Source organism: Reinekea sp. G2M2-21 (genome assembly GCF_015687175.1).
Taxonomy (GTDB): Bacteria; Pseudomonadota; Gammaproteobacteria; order Pseudomonadales; family Natronospirillaceae; genus Reinekea.
This window is the reverse complement of sequence record NZ_JADPQG010000001.1, coordinates 486,417-504,692: the sequence shown is the minus strand read 5'-3', so window position 1 is coordinate 504,692 and position 18,276 is coordinate 486,417. Positions and strand designations below refer to the sequence as shown.

General features: G+C 49.5%; 16 protein-coding genes. 3 read left to right on the top strand and 13 right to left on the bottom strand.

Features of this window, described 5'->3' with window-relative positions; translation table 11 throughout:
- Position 1 precedes the first annotated feature (1 nt).
- The 13 genes from lpxB to rpsB all read right to left on the bottom strand — a co-directional run bounded on the left by lpxB (position 2) and on the right by rpsB (position 13,278).
- The gene (lpxB, locus tag IYN85_RS02310; RefSeq protein ID WP_196157232.1) at positions 2-1,144 is read right to left on the bottom strand and encodes a lipid-A-disaccharide synthase; all 1,143 of its coding nucleotides are present in this window, start codon (positions 1,142-1,144) and stop codon (positions 2-4) included.
- Positions 1,144-1,920, bottom strand: coding sequence for an acyl-ACP--UDP-N-acetylglucosamine O-acyltransferase (lpxA, locus tag IYN85_RS02305; RefSeq protein ID WP_196158465.1), 777 nt, complete (start codon positions 1,918-1,920; stop codon positions 1,144-1,146). Before lpxA ends, lpxB begins: the two co-directional genes overlap by 1 nt.
- Positions 1,917-2,357 carry a 3-hydroxyacyl-ACP dehydratase FabZ gene (fabZ, locus tag IYN85_RS02300; RefSeq protein WP_370592176.1) on the bottom strand — a complete coding sequence of 147 codons (441 nt, stop codon included), beginning with the start codon at positions 2,355-2,357 and terminating at the stop codon, positions 1,917-1,919. The genes lpxA and fabZ overlap by 4 nt, the downstream gene beginning before the upstream one ends.
- A gap of 11 nt (positions 2,358-2,368) precedes the next feature.
- Positions 2,369-3,406: a UDP-3-O-(3-hydroxymyristoyl)glucosamine N-acyltransferase gene (gene lpxD, locus IYN85_RS02295; protein ID WP_196157230.1), complete on the bottom strand. Its 1,038-nt coding sequence runs from the start codon at positions 3,404-3,406 to the stop codon at positions 2,369-2,371.
- A 14-nt stretch (positions 3,407-3,420) separates the two neighbouring features.
- Entirely contained in the window at positions 3,421-3,969 is a 549-nt protein-coding gene (locus IYN85_RS02290) for an OmpH family outer membrane protein (RefSeq protein ID WP_196157229.1), read from the bottom strand.
- A gap of 20 nt (positions 3,970-3,989) precedes the next feature.
- A complete protein-coding gene (gene bamA / locus IYN85_RS02285) occupies positions 3,990-6,329 on the bottom strand; it encodes an outer membrane protein assembly factor BamA (RefSeq protein ID WP_196157228.1) in 2,340 nt (779 codons plus the stop codon).
- 75 nt (positions 6,330-6,404) lie between these two features.
- Positions 6,405-7,751, bottom strand: a complete 1,347-nt coding sequence (rseP, locus tag IYN85_RS02280) for an RIP metalloprotease RseP (RefSeq protein ID WP_196157227.1) — start codon at positions 7,749-7,751, stop codon at positions 6,405-6,407.
- A gap of 3 nt (positions 7,752-7,754) precedes the next feature.
- Complete coding sequence (gene ispC / locus IYN85_RS02275; protein ID WP_230390438.1) at positions 7,755-8,927, bottom strand: 1-deoxy-D-xylulose-5-phosphate reductoisomerase; 1,173 nt, start codon at positions 8,925-8,927, stop codon at positions 7,755-7,757.
- Positions 8,924-9,751 carry a phosphatidate cytidylyltransferase gene (locus tag IYN85_RS02270; protein WP_196157226.1) on the bottom strand — a complete coding sequence of 276 codons (828 nt, stop codon included), beginning with the start codon at positions 9,749-9,751 and terminating at the stop codon, positions 8,924-8,926. Before IYN85_RS02270 ends, ispC begins: the two co-directional genes overlap by 4 nt.
- Before the next feature lie 4 nt (positions 9,752-9,755).
- The gene (locus IYN85_RS02265) at positions 9,756-10,499 is read right to left on the bottom strand and encodes an isoprenyl transferase (protein ID WP_196157225.1); all 744 of its coding nucleotides are present in this window, start codon (positions 10,497-10,499) and stop codon (positions 9,756-9,758) included.
- Between the two features lie 108 nt (positions 10,500-10,607).
- A complete protein-coding gene (gene frr, locus IYN85_RS02260) occupies positions 10,608-11,165 on the bottom strand; it encodes a ribosome recycling factor (protein WP_196157224.1) in 558 nt (185 codons plus the stop codon).
- A gap of 406 nt (positions 11,166-11,571) precedes the next feature.
- Entirely contained in the window at positions 11,572-12,438 is an 867-nt protein-coding gene (gene tsf, locus IYN85_RS02255; protein ID WP_370592175.1) for a translation elongation factor Ts, read from the bottom strand.
- 105 nt (positions 12,439-12,543) lie between these two features.
- Complete coding sequence (gene rpsB, locus IYN85_RS02250) at positions 12,544-13,278, bottom strand: 30S ribosomal protein S2 (protein ID WP_196157222.1); 735 nt, start codon at positions 13,276-13,278, stop codon at positions 12,544-12,546.
- 298 nt (positions 13,279-13,576) lie between these two features.
- On the opposite strand from rpsB, the gene map reads away from it, so the two are divergent.
- The 3 genes from map to dapC are packed head-to-tail and all read left to right on the top strand — an operon-like array spanning position 13,577 to position 18,269.
- Positions 13,577-14,359 (top strand): type I methionyl aminopeptidase, encoded by a 783-nt coding sequence (gene map, locus IYN85_RS02245; RefSeq protein WP_196157221.1) that lies wholly within the window; start codon positions 13,577-13,579, stop codon positions 14,357-14,359.
- A 44-nt stretch (positions 14,360-14,403) separates the two neighbouring features.
- Positions 14,404-17,085, top strand: coding sequence for a [protein-PII] uridylyltransferase (glnD, locus tag IYN85_RS02240; RefSeq protein ID WP_196157220.1), 2,682 nt, complete (start codon positions 14,404-14,406; stop codon positions 17,083-17,085).
- A complete protein-coding gene (gene dapC / locus IYN85_RS02235) occupies positions 17,082-18,269 on the top strand; it encodes a succinyldiaminopimelate transaminase (RefSeq protein ID WP_196157219.1) in 1,188 nt (395 codons plus the stop codon). The genes glnD and dapC overlap by 4 nt, the downstream gene beginning before the upstream one ends.
- The last annotated feature ends 7 nt before the right edge of the window (positions 18,270-18,276 follow it).

Genomic DNA, 18,276 nt, shown 5'->3' with positions numbered 1-18,276 from the left:
GTTACTTTACCAGAGACAATACCGCTTTAGCGGCCTGTTCATCGGCATTCAATGCCAGTTCACGATGCCAGTAGTTGGCACGGTCCACAAACGCCTGGCGGTACGATTGATCAGCCAAGGCGGTCCTTAAATCACTGACCAGTTGCTCAACGGTCGCCGCTTCTTGCAATCGCTCAGGTACCCAATCTCGCTGCTCGAGAATATTCGGTAAAGATACCCAGCGCGTTGTTGCCAGAGACGAAATCAACCAGTAGGAAAAGGCACTCATTCGATAGGCCACGACCATCGGTTTTTTCCAAAGCAGGGTTTGCAGTGTCGCCGTGCCTGACGCAACCAACACGGCATCACTGGCGGCAATTGCCAAATCAGCCTGTTGATCCAGAACGGTCACAGGCAGTTTTCCACGATAGGGTTCCAGAAGTTGCTCAATCTGCTCACGACGAAGGCTGTTGGCTGCAGGTATCACCACGTGCAGGCCTGGTATACTGTGTTGCAGTTCACCAACAGTTGCTAAAAACAAAGGCAACAGCTCCTTTACTTCACTGCCTCGTGAGCCCGGCAATACCGCTAACAGTGGGACCTCAACATCAATACCTAAGATACTGCGATGTTGCTCAGGTTGACTGGACATAGGCAGTTGATCGGCCAGCGTATGACCCACAAAGGTAACCGGTATATTCTCACGCTGATAAAACTCAGCTTCAAAGGGTAACAACGTCAACATATGGTCGACGGCTTTGCGAATTTTTTTTATCCGGCCTTTCCGCCAAGCCCAAACGGAGGGCGACACATAGTGCACGGTTTTTATGCCTTGCGTTTTCAGTTTAATTTCCAGACCCAGATTAAAGTCCGGTGCATCAATGCCCACAAACACATCGGGCTGCCAGTCGACGCACCAACGATAAAAGTCGCTGCGAATCTTCAATAATTCTGATAAACGGCCAAGCACTTCAGAAATGCCCATAACCGACAAGCGTTCCATGGAGACGCGGGTGTGCAGTCCTTCAGCGATCATTTTTTCTCCGCCGATACCTTGAAATTCGGCGTCAGGATGACGCTTCTTGACTTCTCGGATAAGCCCTGCACCCAGCGTGTCACCGCTGCTCTCACCGGCAATTAAAGCAATACGAAGCGGTCGGGACATCAGCGGGCGATACCCCGTTGAGAACGTTCAATACTGTCAATGAAAACAGCCAGTTCAGGTAAAACAGGTTGCACATCCGTTAACTCGGCGATGGCTTCCTTAACGGTTTTACCCTCTCGGTACACCACTTTGTAGGCTTTACGTAGGGCGCGCAGTGCGTCCTTACTGAAACCGCGGCGCTTCAACCCTTCGAAATTCATACCGTGCGGGGCGGCCGGATACCCCTGAACTGTGACGTACGCCGGTATATCTTTTAACACCATAGACCCTGCGCCGACAAAGGCATGAGGACCGATCTGGCAAAACTGATGCACGCCGGTATTGCCACCCAAAATGGCGTAATCCCCGACTTCACAATGGCCAGCCACCTGTGCGCTATTGGCCAGAATAACGTGGTCTCCGATGACGCAATCATGAGCAACGTGGGAGTAGGCCATAAAAAGGCAATGACTACCGATCCTGGTTTCTTCTTCATCTTGAATAGTGCCACGTTGCAACGTGGTAAATTCACGAATTACGTTGTGGTCACCGATGACCAGACGCGTCGGCTCGCCTTTGTATTTGAGATCCTGGCATTCCTCGCCGACACTGGCAAACTGAAAAATCTTATTGAATTTGCCAATGATGGTGGGACCGTTAATGACAACATGGGGTCCAACCCAGGTGCCCTCACCGATCTCTACATGCGCACCTATGACGCTGTAAGGACCAATGGAAACATTAGCACCAATGCGTGCACTGGGATCGATAATCGCCGTTGCGTGAATCACATTCAGACCTTTCGTTCAGCACACAGAATATCGGCACTCGCAGCCAATTGCCCGTCGACAAAAGCTTTACCGTGAACCTTATACATACCACGCCGTTCGCTGCCAAATTCGACCACCAGCTCCAATTGATCACCGGGAACCACCTGTCGCTTGAATTTAACGTTGTCCAGTCCGGCAAACAAATAGAGATAACCATCGGCAGGGCGATGACCCGTCGTTAGGAAGCCATATACGGCGGTCAGTTGGGCCAGAGCCTCACAAATAAGCACGCCAGGAAATATCGATTTATCCGGAAAATGCCCTTGAAACAGAGCCTCATTCGCGGAAACATTTTTGAAGCCGCGAATACTGACACCTGCGTCGTAGTCCGTGACTCGATCCAACAACAGAAACGGATACCGGTGAGGCAGCAGCTCCTTGATTTGCTCGATGTTCAATGGCATTTCTGTGCTCATTACGATTCCTCTTTTCCTTGCACTGCTTCTAAGGCGGCAATGCGCTCAATAATAGACTCTAACTGACGAACCCGCGCCACCATCTTGCGCCACTCCCGGTTACTCTGAGCAGGGATACCAGATGAATACAGACCCGGTTCGGTGGTGCCCTTGGTCACCATAGCCTGACCGGTAAAATGACTGTTATCCGCGATATTGATATGACCGGCGAAACCAGCCTGCCCACCTATCGTACAGCTGGCACCGATGACGGTACTCCCGGCTATACCCACCTGACCAGCCAAAGCAGTTCGATGGCCAATGCGGACGTTATGCGCAACTTGGCAGAGATTATCGATAATTACGTCGTCTTCGATCACGGTATCGTCAATAGCGCCGCGATCGACTGCGCAATTGGCGCCAATGGCAACGCGATTTCCGATAATGACCCGCCCAACCTGGGCAATAGCCTGCCATCCGCTATCGGTTGGCGCATAACCAAAACCATCGGAGCCGATAACCGTTCCGCTCTGGATAACACAATACTCACCCAGCTCACATTGATGATGCACTGTGACATTGGCCGCAAGCCGAGTGAACTGACCAATGACCACACGCTCCTGGATGACAGAGTTAGCGCCGATCTGCACGCCGTCGGCCAGCACGGTATGAGCACCAATGACAACATTCGGTCCGATACGAACACCTGCACCTAGCCGGACACCCTCGCCTAAAACAGCCGTTTCATGGACGCCTTCCGGGACAACCGGAGTCTGATCGAAATGAACGGAGGCTTTGGCATAAGCCAGATAAGGATCATCACAGACTAGGGCCAAGGTACCCTCTGGGCACATATCTTTGGCTTTCTCTGTCACAAAAACAGCGCTGGCATGCGTCGTTTCTAAATGCCGTCGAAATTTTACGGAGGACAGAAACGACAGTTGCCCAGTCGTGGCCTTGTCTAATGGCGCAACGGAAGACAAGACAAGCGCTTCTTGCTCTTTGCTGAATACACCGGTCAAACCGCATTCCGCGATGAGTGTGGCAATGGTCACCATAGCGAACTCGCTGCTTAAGGGTTGGTCGTAGTTGCGGACTGTTGTTTCGCATACTGAGCGTCAAACTTTTCGAGAATCTGTTCCGTCAAATCCGGCTCATTTTCATTCCAAAGCACGGCTTTGGAATCAATCACCATGGTATACCCTTCAGATTTTACCAACGCCGACACTAATTCGCGAACCACCGGCTGGTACTGCTGAACAAAAGCGTTACGACTTTCCTGCTGTACCTGTTGCATTCGGGCGGAAATCTGCTGCTGTTCACCCGCCAGCGTTTGCAGCTCTTTTTGAAACTGAGCCACTTCTTCTTCGGTCAAAATATCGCGGTCGGTTGTTAACCGACTTTGCCGGGTTTCGAACTGCAATTTAATGTCCTGTAACCGTTTTTGCTCAGGCGCCAACGAAGTGCGCAACTCCAGTGTGGCATCATTCGCGGCCTGACTGTTAAACAAAACGGCCTCGTAATTCATAACGGCGATTTTGGATTCTGCCATTACCGGCATCATGATCAGACTTGCCAATAAGGTGACACACAATTTTAGCGTTCGCAGTCGAGTCATCATTCTTTACTCCCTCGTTGTTCTTAATATGAAATACCAATATTGAAAGAAAAATTCGTGGTGTAGTCGTCTTCCTGAGCATTTAATGGCCAAGCATAACTGAAGCTTAACGGTGCTATAGGTGTTATCCAGGTAAAGTCGACGCCAGCTGAATAGCGGATTTCGTCCAACTGAACACCATTTGTACAACTGAGGTTATCGTCTCGACATTGATCCGTAAAGACGTTACCCGCGTCGACAAACAGCGACGTACGATACGACCGCTGATCCTTAACTATCGGAGTTGGGATTAACAATTCCGCACCGTACTCAATTTTAATGTTGCCCCCGATGGGCGACGCCGTTACAGAAGACGATGCGGGCGTTCCCAGAGGGCCTAATGAACCACTTTGGTAGCCGCGCACTGAGCGGGCACCGCCGGCGTAGAAATTTTTATAAAACGGCAAAGTCGATTCATCACCGTAGCCCGCGCCATAGCCCAGATCCGTATGCAGTCGGAACGCCAGATTGTCCGCAAAATTAAAATATTTCTGCGCCGCCAGCGTGGTTCGATAGTAGTTCAGATCACCGGGTAATGTCGCCAACTCAACATTCAATGATGCTTGGGCGCCGTCGTCAGCTTTTAACGTACCATTCAGGGTGTTGTACGACCATCCAATCTGAGCCGTGGCAATATCGTATTCGCTGCCGTTTTGGTCACGGAAATCCGTCATCTCTAGCGTCGCGTTCGATTCATTCAAAAACAGCTCATCATGACTTAAACCGAAGCCATAGCTAATACGTTGATTTTCACTGAGTGGGTAACCCAACTTCAAACGCCCCCCATAAGTATTGGTGCGGTAGGTGCTGAAGGTTATTTCACTGAACTTTGAGTGTCGGTAGTACAGGTCAGTCCCAAGGCTGACGCCATCCAGTGTAAAGAACGGGTTGTCAACCGATAACTGGTAATTCTGGGTTGATTCATTCACGTTGACAGACGCAGAAAAATCTACACCAGCGCCCATGAAATTGCTTTGTTTGACAGAAAACTCTCCGAAAAAGCCTGAACCATCTGAATAACCACCACTGATATTAATCTGCGAATCTTTTGCTTCTTCGACAGTAACGATTAAATCCACTAGATCATTTCGAGTGGCAATGGCCTGTGTTTTGATGTTAACAGAGGAGAAATATCCCAACCGTTCCAAGCGGGCTTTGGAGGTTCGAATGTTTTTATTGACAACAAGAGCCCTTTCCAATTGACGAAGTTCGCGACGGATAACTTCATCGTTGGTTGCTACATTGCCCTGAATAATGATGCGATTGACGTACACCGGGTACCCAGGATTGACCTGAATAATGACGTCCACTTCATTGGTTTCTGGAGTTGGCTGCCGGAAATCCCGCACCTGCGCGAAAGCATAACCATGCTCACCGAGAAGCTCTTTAATGTCAGCAACCACCGCCGTAACATCTGCACGCGAATATACTTCCCCAGCCTGTACCGTCACTAATTCACCAATCTCATCAGACAGGTGTTTCAGATCACCCGTGATATCGATCTTAGAAATGGTATAGGGCTCGCCCTCAACGACATTCAATGCAATCGCGATATCCGCTTTATTTTCGGATATGGATACCTGTTTCGATACCACGGAAAAATCCAGGTAGCCGCGATCGAAATAAAAATCTTCCAGTCGCTGTAAATCCCCGGTTAGGGCGGCGCTGGAAAAATGATTCCGTTTTCCCAACCCTTGCCAGAAAGACGCAGGTCGGGTTTCCTGCAACTGAATGACGTCCTGCAGTTCGTCGCGCTCGAAGACACGGTTTCCGACCAATTGAATGTGCTTGATTTTTGCAACTGGCCCTTCGCTGATGTTCAGCTTCACGCTAACCCGGTTTCGAGTCAGAGCGGTAATATCAGCCGTCACCTGAGCATTGTATCGCCCCTGAGTACCATATTGTTTTTCAAGTTCCAGTTGAATGCTCTCTAACAGCGATTGACTGTAGATCTCACCCTTGGCAAGGCCAACATCCTCAAACACCATTTTCAAGGTTTCGGTCGGTATCGTGGAATTACCATCGAACTCTATAGACTCAATAGCCGGACGTTCAACAACATTAATCACCAAGTCGTTGTCCAAACGTTCAATATTGACCGAATAGAAATATCCGGTTTGATAGACTTGATGCAACCAGTTACTGGCATCCGCCTCATCGGCGATATCGCCTTTGCTGACGGACAGCTCCGTGAGCACGCTGCCTAACGAAACTCGCTGCAGCCCGTTAACAACGATATCATCGACGGTAAATGACTCAGCCGCCGCCAAAGCGGCTACATTGAAAACAAACCCCAGCAGGGCGACCTTACGAAAAACTCCCAAGCGAATTTACCTTCTTGCTGATACTCAAAAAATAGCAGGCATTTTGTCGACTAATGTTCAGTCAGAAAACCCAATTTACATTAAACGGCCAATATCATTAAAAAAGGCCAGACACATCAATGTGATAATAAACGCCATGCCAACTTGCATGCCGATCAATTGCATACGCTCTGACAGTGGGCGGCGGAGAATCCATTCCACACTGTGAATGACAACATGCCCTCCATCCAATACAGGTACCGGTAACAGATTGACGATACCTAAACTGATACTGATCAGGGCCAGAAAACCGACAAAGGATTCAAAACCGGATTCGACAGATACACCAGCCATCTGGGCCATCGATATCGGACCGCCGATCTGCTTCAGAGATACTTTCCCTGACACCATTTTCCACAACATCTGGTAGCTGAGCACCACCATGTTGCGCGTATCATCGACACCTTTGACGATGGCCTGTAAGGGCCAGTAACGAATCGTCGTGAGTTGTTCCTCAGGCCAGGAGGGCTGCTGTGCTGCGGCGCCCACATAACCGATAACAGATCCGTCTTCGAGCGTTTTTGCGGCCGGCGTCAATGTAAGATTCAACGTCTGCTGATCGCGCAGCACAACAATATCAAGAGGCATATCGGGATGAGCCCGCACAAAGTCAACCCATTGCTCCCAAGCGGATACGGATTGCCCGCCTGCACGAGTAACCAAATCACCCACCTTCATTCCGGATTGAGCTGCGGCACCTTCCGATTCTAAGCCGCCAATTGCGGCCATAACGGGGGGCAGCTTGGGGTACAAACCAAGATCGCCGATCGGATTGGGCGACTGAGCCGAAGACAGCCAGCTGTCGACCGGCAACTGAACCGATTGACGTAAACCGTTTCTGTCGAATTCGATTCCGATAACCCCACTGTCGCCGACCCGAGCGGCCAACGCCAAACCGAGGTCGGAAAAGCTCTGTATAGCCTCACCATCGACAGATAAAATTCGATCGCCGCGCTGAATGCCTTCTGCGGCAGCGACAGAGCCTGCTTCAGGCTGATCCACTATCGGAGCCAGCGTGGTTGTACCGACCATATGCATCAAACTGAATGCGGTAATCGCGAACAGAAAATTAGCCAAGGGTCCGGCCAGGGCAATGGCAATTTTCTGCCAGGGTGCTTTACGAGTAAACGCTTGCGACAACTGATCGTCAGGGACATCGCCTTCGCGCTCATCGAGCATTTTCACGTACCCACCCAAGGGGATCCAGGCGACTACAAATTCCGTGCCGTGTTTGTCCATGCGACGCCATATGGGCGCACCAAAGCCAACTGAAAAACGGAGTACCTTCACGCCACATTTACGGGCAACCCAGAAGTGACCGAATTCATGCACCGTCACCAAAATGCCGAGTGCCAGCAACAATCCTATAATGGAATTAATCATGCCTTATACCTCCACCGCTGCCGCAGCCAATTGCCGTGCACGCTGGTCTACATCCCGCAGCTGTTCAACAGATTCAACCGTTTCAATGTTGCTATCAGTCAAGACCTGTTCGTTTATACGGGCGATTTCCGTAAATCCAATCCGTCGGTTAAGAAACGCAGCGACGGTAATTTCATTTGCCGCATTAAGAATAGCTGGGGCAGTCCCCCCGAGTCGCATGGCGTCTTCCGCCAAACGCAAACAGGGAAAACGTACTCTATCCGGCTGGTCAAATGATAGTTGCAAAGCACTGGTGAACTGCAACCGATCAGATCCACTGACTATACGCTCAGGGTACGCCAGGCCATAAGCTATGGGCGTACGCATATCAGGCGCCCCCATCTGTGAAATAACGGAGCCGTCCACATAGCGAACCATCGAATGTATAACGCTCTGCGGATGCACTACCACTTCAATATCGGCCGGTGTCAGATCAAATAGCCAACAGGCTTCAATCAACTCCAGCCCTTTGTTCATCAAGGTCGCTGAGTCAACGGATATCTTGCGACCCATAGACCAGTTGGGGTGCGCTACTGCTTGTTCCGGCGTCACATGTGCCAGCTGTTCCAGGCTGAACTCCCGAAAGGGACCGCCCGATGCAGTCAATAGCACAGATTCGACACCTTGATTAGTTTGCCCATTCGGCAAGCATTGAAAAATCGCATTATGTTCGCTGTCAATGGGCATTAACTGAGCGCCTGAGTGAGCTACCGCATCCATGAGCAATGCACCAGCAACGACCAGACTCTCTTTATTCGCCAACAGCAATTTCTTGCCTGCTTTTGCTGCAGATAGCGAAGAGTCGAGACCGGCAGCCCCCACTATCGATGCCATCACCGCATCGACTTCTGGTGCACTGGCCACGTCAGAAAGCGCTTGCTCGCCGACCAAGATCTCTGTCTCTGCAGCATCCGTCAGACGCTGCAATTCAAGCCTGCGTTCATTGTTCGGCACCACCACAAATCGCGGCGAAAACGCTTTAATGTCTCTCGCCAATTGCGCCATATTTGAATGCCCGCTCAGCGCGAATACCTGGAAACGATCAGGATACCGGGCGATAACGTCCAGCGTACTCTGACCAATAGAGCCGGTCGCACCGAGAATGGAGACCTGTACAGGAGAAGCCAAACTGCTCATGCCACGGACAACACAAACCAAAGTAAAACAAACATCGGAGTCGCAGCGCACAAACTGTCTATCCGATCGAGAATACCGCCATGCCCTGGCAGTAACGCAGAACTGTCCTTTATACCTCGGTTACGTTTAAGCAAAGACTCAAAGAGATCACCCATCACAGAGATTGCCACTACGGCAGAAGATAATAAAACCAGCCAAGCCCAGCCTTTTAGGTCATGATCTGGCAGAAAAAAATAAGCAATGATGACTGAAACCAGAACGCTGGTTAACATGCCACCGTATACCCCGGCCCAGGTCTTACCAGGGCTAACCTTAGGGGCCAACTTGCGATTACCGAATAATCGACCCGCAAAGTAGGCACCAATATCAGCCCCCCAAACCAACAACATTAACCAGGTTAACAACAGGACACTTTGCGGCTGATTTTTCAGCCAGACCAATCCCATCCAAAACGCACCTAACACCGGGACAGCAACGGCGATACGCAAAACCACAGAACTCAACCATGTCGCTTTTTTCGGGTACAGAAACACAGTGACAGATGCGATTAACCACCAGACCAAGGTCATCAGGATCAACGCAGACCAAAGTGTGCTGGCAACCGGAATTGCAAAATGAATAGCGAACAACAACAACACTGACACTACAGCTACACCTATACGGCCACCCTGAGTCTTAACGCCAGAGATATTCGCCCATTCCCAAGCGCCGAGAGCGACGATCAAGCCGATAAACACCCGGAAACCGACATCTGGCAATAAAAAAATGCCGGCCAGCATTAATGGGGCAAGTATGGCGGCGGTCAACACTCGTTGTAATAACATCTATTCAGGTCTCTTGATCTAACTGGTCGTCGGTCCGACCGAAACGCCGGACGCGACTGGAAAACGATTCGAAGGCTTTGCGCAATGATTCCCGATCAAAGTCAGGCCAAAATTCAGAGGTAAAGTAAAACTCTGTGTAGGCCATTTGCCACAACAGGAAGTTGGAAATACGTTGCTCACCTGCCGTCCGGATACACAGGTCCGGGGGTGGCATATCGCCCAACATCACTTCGTGGCCAATCATTTCTTCGCTAATGTCATCTGGCTGCAAGTCACCTTGCTGAACACGCTTTGCCAGTTTCCGCATAGCCTGCGTTATATCCCAGTGACCACCATAATTAGCTGCAACAGCCAACATCATCCCGGTATTGCCCGCCGTTTCAGCTTCCGCTTTCGCAATAGCTTTTTGAATGGCCGGACTAAAACCAGTCACGTCACCAACGATACGTAACCGCAGGTTATTCCTAGCTAGTTTCTTAACTTCGCGATTCAGCGCCAGCAAAAACAAATCCATCAGCGCATTGACTTCGTCTTTTGGTCGCCGCCAGTTCTCTGACGAAAAAGCGTAAAGGGTGAGTACTTCAACGCCTGCCCGGGCACTTTCTTCGACAACCATACGAACGTTTTTGACGGCGGCTTTATGACCAGCAATACCACCTAATAAGCGTTTTTTCGCCCACCGGTTATTACCATCCATAATGATGGCGACGTGCTTTGGTATTGAAATATCTGCCCATTGATTTGTCATATCTTGTTCTTACCGTCAAACATCCATATTTCAGGGCAATGCCCAGGTTCTAACAACAAAAAAAGGCTGCATAGTCACTATGCCGCCTTTGTTTAGTCCCGACTGATTTCAAACTTTCATCAAATCGGCTTCTTTATTGGTCAAATGCTGGTCGACTTCTGCGACTGCTGCATCCGTGATCTTCTGAATATCGTCTTCTGCTTTTTTACCATCGTCTTCAGAAATCTCTTTTTCTTTGACCAGTTCTTTGATCGAAGAATTTGCGTCACGGCGACCATTACGAATGGATACGCGGGCTTTTTCAGCTTCCGCACGAGCAACTTTGATCAAGTCTCGACGAGTTTCTTCCGTCAACATTGGCATCACGATACGGATATTGGTACCCGCGGTGGCTGGATTCAAGCCGAGATCGCTTTTCATGATCGCTCGTTCAATGTCCGGAACCATTTTTTGTTCCCAAGGTACAATAGACAGCGTTCGACCATCTTCAATAATAATATTGGCTACCTGCTTCAACGGCGTCATAGTGCCGTAATAGTCGACCTGAACATTGTCCAAAATCGAAGGGTTTGCCCGTCCGGTACGAATCTTATTGAATGCATCATCCAACGCTGCAATTGCTTTGCGGTTATGAGTCTGCGTTTCCTGCTTAATTTCGTCAATCATTGCTCTATTCCTTAACCATACTCGGCCTACCGACCTCTGGAATGGATGATTTGCTGGTCAGCCTCTAACTGACACCGCCTGAAAAGACTGGCACCAGACACATAGATCACCAAAAAGCCAACAAATCAGTCAAAATTTCGGTGGGTCATTATACACACCCATCTACTGCTTTGCTGCGAAAAAAATAAGGCTTTATGTGCAAAATCATTAGCTTAGCCACCCTTTTGGCCTCTGCCCTGCAGACTTTGTCTACTTTCAGAGCAATCAAGGACCTACACTACCACCAACCGGATCGTCCTCAAACCAGCCACGCCTGCGTTACATGTGGGCGTATATGGCTGCGGCGACAGCTTTTGCGGGCACAAAAAAAGGCGCGATTAGCGCCTTCTTCTCAGCCACTGAATACTCAGTTACCTTTAGCTGCCGCTGCAACTTCTGCTGCAAAGTCAACTTCTTCTTTCTCGATACCTTCACCCACTTCAAATCGGGTAAAGCTCACTACTTCTGCACCAGCTTTCTTGGCTAAAGCACCAACTTTGATATCGGCGTCCTTAACAAAAGGCTGCTCCAGCAAAGAAATCTCAGCTTCGAACTTCTTGATTCGACCAACCATCATCTTCTCGATAATTTCAGCAGGCTTACCGGATCCTTCAGACTGAGCACGCACAACTTCTTTTTCACGCTCAAGCACTTCAGCCGGAATAGACGCCGGGCTTACGAATTGAGGGTTAATAGCGGCAACGTGCATAGCGATGTCTTTCGCCAATTCGGCAGTACCGCCGACCAGCTCAACAGCAGCAGCAATACGGCCACCGTGAACATAGGCTTCAACAGTCTTGCCTTCACCGCCAACAAACTCAATGCGACGAACAGAAATATTTTCACCGATTTTCTGAACCAGCGCTTCACGCTCAGCTTCCAGACCATCAGCCATCAAAGTGGCAACATCGGCTTGCTTCTTCTCAAAAGCAATATCAGCGACTTTGTTAGCAAAGCCCAGGAAATTGTCATCACGCGCCACAAAGTCAGTTTCGCTATTGATTTCCAGCAACATAACCAGTGTGTTATCCGCAGAAGTACGGGTAACGATAATACCTTCAGCCGCCGTACGACCTGCCTTCTTAGCTGCCTTCAAGCCAGAAGCTTTTCGCAGGTTATCAATTGCCGCTTCGATATCACCATCTGTTTCGACAAGTGCTTTCTTACACTCCATCATACCCAGACCAGTACGCTCACGAAGTTCTTTCACCAGGCTTGCAGTAATTGCCATGATATTCGTCCTCAATAAATTAATTAGTTACGCTAAAACAGTCGTTAACCTGAGTAACTCAAATTACAAAAGGGGCTCTAGGCCCCTTCAACACTTGAGTCAGGGAAATTACTCAGCTGCCGGCTCTTGAGCTTCAGCAACTTCAACAAACTCATCAACTTCTGCAGTCTTAGCTTCCAGAATCGCGTCCGCCATCGCTTGCGCGTAGATTTCGATAGCACGGATTGCGTCGTCGTTACCCGGAATGACATAGTCAACGCCGTCTGGGTTAGAGTTTGAATCGACAACACCAATAACAGGGATACCCAGCTTATTGGCTTCCTGAATCGCGATGCGCTCGTGATCAACGTCGATAACGAACAGCGCGTCAGGCAAACCGCCCATATCTTTGATACCACCGATAGATTTTTCCAGCTTCTCGATCTCGCGAGTCGCCATCAGTCGCTCTTTCTTGGTCAACTGATCGAAGGTACCGTCAGCTTGTTGAGTTGTCAGTTCACGTAAACGCTTGATTGATTGACGAATGGTTTTGTAGTTCGTCAACATGCCACCCAACCAACGGTGTGCCACATAAGGCATGCCAGCACGAGTTGCTTCTTCACGAATGATATTGCTGGCAGAACGCTTAGTACCAACAAACAACAACTTGTTCTTTTTAGCCGCTAAAGCACCAACGAATGACAGCGCGTCATTGATCGCAGGCACAGTGTGCTCCAAGTTGATGATATGAATCTTATTGCGGGCACCAAAGATGTACTTACCCATTTTAGGGTTCCAGTAACGAGTTTGGTGACCAAAGTGAACGCCTGCTTTAAGCAGGTCACGCATTGAAACAGTTGCCATATTATCCTCTCAATATTCGGGTTAGGCCTCCACACCCCCCATAATCCAACCCCTTTCGGGCACCCAGGATCACGTGTCGGGATATGTGAGAATTAAGTTAACTCCTCGCGGAGCGGCGCGCTTTATACCAAAATAGACCTTCCCACGCAAGCAAAACCACTTCAAACAGCAACCGAATTCCGCCCGCGAAAGCCACTACTGTTCCGGGAAGAGGTAAAAACCGTAATTTCGATGGGGTGTATCTATTTGTCAAAACCGTTAGAATTGCCAGATAGTTCGCCAACAACCTGGACATTTTATGGCTGTCACCATCAAGAGTGCTGAAGAAATTGAAAAAATGCGAGTCGCTGGTCGTCTTGCCGCAGAAGTATTGGAAATGATTGAACCGCATGTGGTTCCCGGTGTCACAACGGGCGAATTGGACCGTATTTGCCATGACTATATTGTTGATGTACAGAAAGGCACCCCCGCACCATTGAATTACGGCAACCCACCTTTTCCCAAGTCAATTTGCACCTCGGTCAACCATGTCATCTGTCACGGCATTCCTAGTGACGACAAAGTGTTAAAGAAGGGAGATGTCGTCAATATTGATGTGACCGTCATCAAAGATGGTTATCACGGTGACACCAGTAAAATGTACTATGTCGGCGAAGTACCAGCACACATTGATCGTCTGTGCAAAGTCACACAAGAATGCCTGTACAAGGCTATCGACATCGTCAAACCCGGCACAACCTTGGGGGATATAGGGAATATCATTCAAAAACATGCAGAGGCCAACCATTACTCGGTGGTGCGGGAATTCTGTGGCCACGGTATTGGCGCCGTGTTCCACGAAGAACCCCAGGTATTGCACTACGGCAAACCCGGCGTTGGCATGGCATTGCAGGAAGGTATGACTTTTACTATTGAGCCGATGATCAATCAGGGCAAACCACAGTGCAAAATCCTGGGCGATCAATGGACCGTAGTTACCAAAGATCGCAAAGCGTCTGCGCAATGGGAACACACGCTGCTGGTTACCGCGACCGGGGTTGAGGTGCTGACCGCCAGAAAAGAAGAGTCATTCAACTCGTAAGTCATTGCCCAATACGTTGCTCATAATTTTGAAAGGATTAGACCTTGGATCTTGCTCGTTATTCAGATAGCAGTCTGTTCGACAAAGAAACGCTGTCGCAGCAATTAAGATCAGAAGCCCCGATCCCCGTGCTGAAAAAAGCACTGAAGCAGCTCAGGGAAACATTGGATCAGCGGTTTATTCAGGGTGAATCTATCCGCAATCTGGTGTTCGGTCGCGCCTACGCGATGGATGAGTTGCTGGACTGTGTGTGGCAGCTTTTTGAATGGAAGCGACCTGAGTCTATTGCCCTGATCGCCGTCGGCGGTTATGGCCGGGGAGAATTACTGCCACACTCCGATATCGACCTACTGTTGCTGTTTACAGACGAAGGCTGTATCAATGACAACGTCGAGTCTTTACAGTCTTTCTTGACGTTGCTCTGGGACATCAAACTGGAAGTTGGTCACAGTGTCAGGACTCTCGAAGCCTGCATTACAGAAGCCGCTGGAGACGTCACCATCACGACCAACCTGATGGAGTCGCGTACGCTGGTTGGCGATAACAACTTGCGCCAACAACTCAACGACAATGTCGGTCCGGACAAAATCTGGCCAAGCCGTGATTTTTACAAAGCTAAAATGAACGAACAGGCCAATCGTTACCAGAAGTTCAATGAAACTGAGTATAACCTGGAGCCTAACGTCAAAGGCGGACCCGGCGCTTTGCGCGATATCCAGAACATTGGCTGGGTCGCCAAACGTCATTTCGGCGATTCTGAACTTATCGACCTGGTTGAAAGAAACTTTCTGACCGATGCCGAATTTCAGACATTACGAGACGGCCAGGATTTTCTATGGCGCGTTCGTTATGCGCTACATATGATCACCAATCGCGAAGAAGACCGCTTATTGTTCAACCTGCAGGAACAGGTTGCCGAAATGTTCGGTTACAGCGATCGAGAAGGTCAGTTGGCCGTCGAGCACCTGATGCAGGATTACTTCCGCCAGGTTTTCAAACTGCGCACATTAAACATCATTTTATTGCAGCTGTTTGATGAAGCCATTCTAAAAGACGACGAAACCGATGAAGTTACGCAGATTAATGCCCGGTTTCAAATGCGTAACAGGTATATTGAAGTCACGAGCGACAAAGTATTTAACCGCACGCCGTCGGCACTTCTCGAGATTTTTGTGCTGTGCGCACAAACTGAAAACGTGAAAGGCATTCGGGCCAGCACCATGCGGCTACTCTTTGCCAGCCGTCAGTTGATTGATGGCGCCTTCCGGCAAGATTTGCGCAACATTACCTTTTTCATGGAATTGTTACGCAGCCCCCAAGGGGTTTATCACGGCCTGCTGCGCATGAACCAATACGGCATTCTCGGATTGTATCTGCCCGAGTTTGGCAAAATAGTCGGTCAGATGCAGTTCGACCTGTTTCATGTCTATACCGTCGATGCACACACCTTACTGACAATCCGCAACCTCCGCTCTTTCCGACACGCCAGCAACACCAAACGATTCCCTATCGCGACAAAGATTATTCACGACCTGCCCAAAATTGAATTGGTTTATATTGCCGCGCTGTATCATGACATTGGCAAAGGGCGAAATTCGGACCATTCACAAGAAGGCGCCTTTGAAGTTCAGCGTTTCGCCGAACGTCATCGTTTGTCGACGTGGGAAACAGACATGGTGACCTGGTTAGTTCGACACCACCTGTTGATGTCCATGACAGCGCAACGTCAGGACATTTCAGACCCAGCCGTCATCAATCGATTTGCGCAGTTAGTCGGCGACTCTCATCGACTCAACTATTTATACGTGCTGACGGTGGCTGATATTTATGCGACTAACCCCAACCTTTGGAACAGTTGGCGCGCATCGCTGATGGAGCGCCTGTACCACGAAACCAAACGCGCGTTACGCCGCGGTTTGGAAAACCCGATAAACAAAGAAGAACGCATTCTCGAATCGCAACAGGCCGCCATGGCTCTTCTGCTTGCCGATGGCTTTCAGCGCGATGAAGTTATCCGTTTATGGGACAACCCGGGAGATGATTATTTTTTGCGCGAATCTCCGGAAAATATTGCCTGGCATGCCCGTGCTATTGCGAACCATGGACTGAATGTGCCTCTGGTCCTGATCAAAGAAACGGATGATCGAAATTACGCGGGCGGTACGCAGATTTTTATTTATGCTCCCGACCGGCCACATCTGTTTGCAGATATTGCCGCCACCTTGGATGGCTTGAATCTCGACATTCAGGACGCTCGGATCATGACCTCTTCGGCGTCAGATTTCAGTTTGGATACTTTCATTGTTCTCGAACAGGATGGCACCAGCATTGGCGACAATCCGGATCGGTTGTTTGAAATTCAGCACAAACTGTTGTTGGAAATTCAAAATCCGCACGACGCGCCACTGCCGACACGGCGCATCAGTCGCCAGCAGAAACATTTTCAGATTCCTGCGGAAATCACCGTCAGTAATGACATGGTAAACCACCGCACTGTGGTCGAAGTAGTAGCCTCAGACCGGCCCGGCCTGCTGGCAGACATCGGTCGTTGTTTCCGCAGATTGAAACTGAATTTACTGAACGCACGGATTTCAACGCTTGGCGAACATGTAGAAGACGTCTTCTTCGTGGTCGATGAAAGTAACTTGCCGTTGATGAAGTCTGATGATGTTGAACGCCTGCAACGCGAACTCAAAGAAACTATTTCTGAGGCCATGGAACGATGAACCCTTTTCTATCGACGCTGCAACCCTACCCTTTTGAAAAGCTGAAGTGTCTGACTGCCAATGCCAACATTGCGGACCTGTCGCCCATTGCCTGGTCCATTGGGGAACCCAAACACGAAGCACCAGATTTCCTGAAGGACGTTCTTTTATCCAACCTCGATGGCTATTCAAAGTACCCGGCTACAGCGGGCATGCCTGAGCTAAAACAAGCCATCGGGCAATGGGTTCGACGTCGTTTTTTGTCTCAACACCCAAACAAATTTTCAGACGACAAACACACCTTGCCCGTCACCGGTACGCGTGAAGCATTATTTTCTGTCGTACAAGCGCTTTATGACCCGACCTTGCCTGCTCGACAGGTCTGGATGCCGAATCCGTTTTACCAGATATATGAAGGTGCAACTCTGCTTGCCGGCGGTGAAGTTAAATTTTTGAATTGTCTGCCTGAGCAGGCATATCAGCCTGACTACCAGGCAATTACAGATGAACAATGGCAGCAGTGTCAGATTCTGTTTATCTGCACGCCAGGCAACCCAAGTGGCACAACGTTGTCACTGGATACCCTAACGTTTTTAGTCAACAAAGCCCGTCAATATGGTTTTTTGCTGATCAGCGATGAGTGTTACAGCGAACTCTATCGAGACGAGTCAAATCCACCTGCAGGCCTATTACAAGCCTGTGACAGTCTCGATGGTCATTATGATCAATGTCTGGTGTTTCATAGCCTGAGCAAACGCTCCAATTTGCCGGGACTGCGCAGCGGTTTTGTGGCTGGTGATGAGCATCGGCTCGCGCAATTTTTGCAGTATCGAACCTACCATGGTTGCGCCATGCCTTTTCCGCATCAGCAAGTTTCCATTGCTGCCTGGAACGACGAAACGCACGTTATCGAAAACCGTCGACTCTACAATGAAAAATACCAGGCAGTGGTTGGCGAACTGCAGTCAGTACTGCCAGTTTCCATACCACCAGCCAGTTTTTATTTGTGGCCAAACCTGGAAACGGACGATGAAAAAACCGCATTAGACTGGCTGGAAAAAGCGAATATTCGCGTGCTTCCCGGACAATATCTGTCGCGAATGAATAATGGCATCAACCCCGGTTATGGACATGTGCGTATTGCGCTGGTCGCGACCCTGGATGAATGTGTCGAAGCAGCTATGCGCTTGAAAGCAATATTGTAAGGTAACA